Genomic DNA, 1,574 nt, shown 5'->3' on the forward strand with positions numbered 1-1,574 from the left:
TGCCGAGGTCGAGCACGCGCGCGCCGACCGACCGGGCGATTGCTCCGACACCATAGGCGTTGGATGCGATGATCTGGTCAGGGCCCGGGTTGCTGCCGGGTGGAAGCAGTTCGTCGCCGGTGGCAATGATGGCAACCAGTGGCGCGCGAACCACTGCCATCGCAGGGTGGTTGGYGGCGGCGATCAGCGACAGTGCCGCAGGATCGAGCACGCGACCGGCGTCGAAAATCAGGTCGCCCTGTTTGAAATCGAGGCCCTTGGCGCGGATATTGCGTCCAAGAATCGCTGGTTCCAGCACGTCGATTTGGCCATTGCCAACATCGCTGACATTTTCCTGGATGACGACGGTGTCCGCACCGCCCGGCACAGGTGCGCCGGTGAAGATGCGCACGCTCTCGCCTTGCGCCACAGATCCTGTGAACTGCTTGCCGGCAGGAGCCACGCCGATGACCTTCAGCCGTGCCGGTAGCGATGCGATGTCGGCGGCGCGAACTGCATAACCGTCCATGGCCGAGGCATCGAAGGGAGGCTGGGTGYGCAAGGCATACAATGGACTTGCGAGCACGCGTCCTGAAGCTTCACTGAGACCGACAGTCTCCAGGCCGCTGGGTTCAGCGCCGTCGAGCAGGCGTTCCAGCGCCTCGGTGACGGGTAGAAGCGCCATTTATTCGACCGCCTTGTAGTCGCCCGACTTACCGCCGGTCTTCTCCACCAGCCTGATGCCGGAAATCACCATGCCGCGGTCGGCGGCCTTGGCCATGTCGTAGATGGTGAGACAGGCGACCGACGCGGCGGTCAGCGCTTCCATCTCGACGCCAGTCTTTCCGGTGACGCGCGCAAGTGCCGTCACGCGAAGACCGGGCAGGGCCTCGTCCGGCTCGATCTCGACCGAAACCTTGGTCAGCAGGATCGGGTGGCACAGCGGCACGAGTTCGTGCGTGCGCTTGGCGGCCATGATACCGGCTATGCGGGCGGTGCCGAGCACATCGCCTTTCTTGGCGTTGCCCGAAAGAATCAGCGCCAGGGTTTCGGCGCGCATGGTGACAAACCCTTCCGCGATCGCCGTGCGGGTGGTCTCGGCCTTGTCGCCGACATCGACCATGTTGGCTTCGCCAGTGGCACCGATATGCGTGAGGGTGCTTGCCATGTCAGACGCTTGCAGCCAGGGGCGTGCCGTCGAGAAGCGCGCGCGTGGCGGATGCCACATCGGCCTGCCGCATCAGGCTTTCGCCGACAAGGAAGCTGCCAATGCCGGATTTTTCCAGGCGCAGGCAATCGGCATGGGTGAAGATGCCGCTTTCGCCGACCAGAAGCCGGTCCGCCGGGACCATGGGCGCAAGACGCTCCGAGGTGTCGAGGCTGACCTCGAAGCTGCGCAGATTGCGGTTGTTGATGCCAAGCAGCCGCGAGGACAGTTTCAGCGCGCGCTCGGTTTCTTCCTCATCGTGAACCTCGACAAGCACGTCCATGCCATGCTCGAAGGCCGTATCCTCAAGCCGCTTGGCATCGTCGTCGTTGAGGCTTGCCATGATGATCAGGATGGCATCCGCACCCCAGGCACGGGCCTCGTGCAC

General features: G+C 64.1%; 3 protein-coding genes. All 3 read right to left on the bottom strand.

Annotated features, from left to right (window positions below; translation table 11 throughout):
- The coding region (locus AC1DUU_RS31570; RefSeq protein ID WP_476787239.1) for a molybdopterin molybdotransferase MoeA at positions 1-664 on the bottom strand (664 nt) is incomplete at its 3' end.
- Positions 665-1,147 carry a cyclic pyranopterin monophosphate synthase MoaC gene (gene moaC / locus AC1DUU_RS31575; protein ID WP_476787240.1) on the bottom strand — a complete coding sequence of 161 codons (483 nt, stop codon included), beginning with the start codon at positions 1,145-1,147 and terminating at the stop codon, positions 665-667. It abuts the gene before it with no gap.
- 1 nt (position 1,148) lies between these two features.
- A partial coding sequence (locus AC1DUU_RS31580) for an indole-3-glycerol phosphate synthase TrpC (RefSeq protein ID WP_476787241.1) occupies positions 1,149-1,574 on the bottom strand: 426 nt, incomplete at its 5' end.

Source organism: Aminobacter sp. P4_H6_2, assembly GCF_056400805.1.

What these genes read in the sequence shown, in the direction of transcription:
- moaC (WP_476787240.1), bottom strand. Translation starts at nt 1,147, where the DNA reads ATGGCAAGCACCCTCACGCATATCGGTGCCACTGGCGAAGCCAACATG.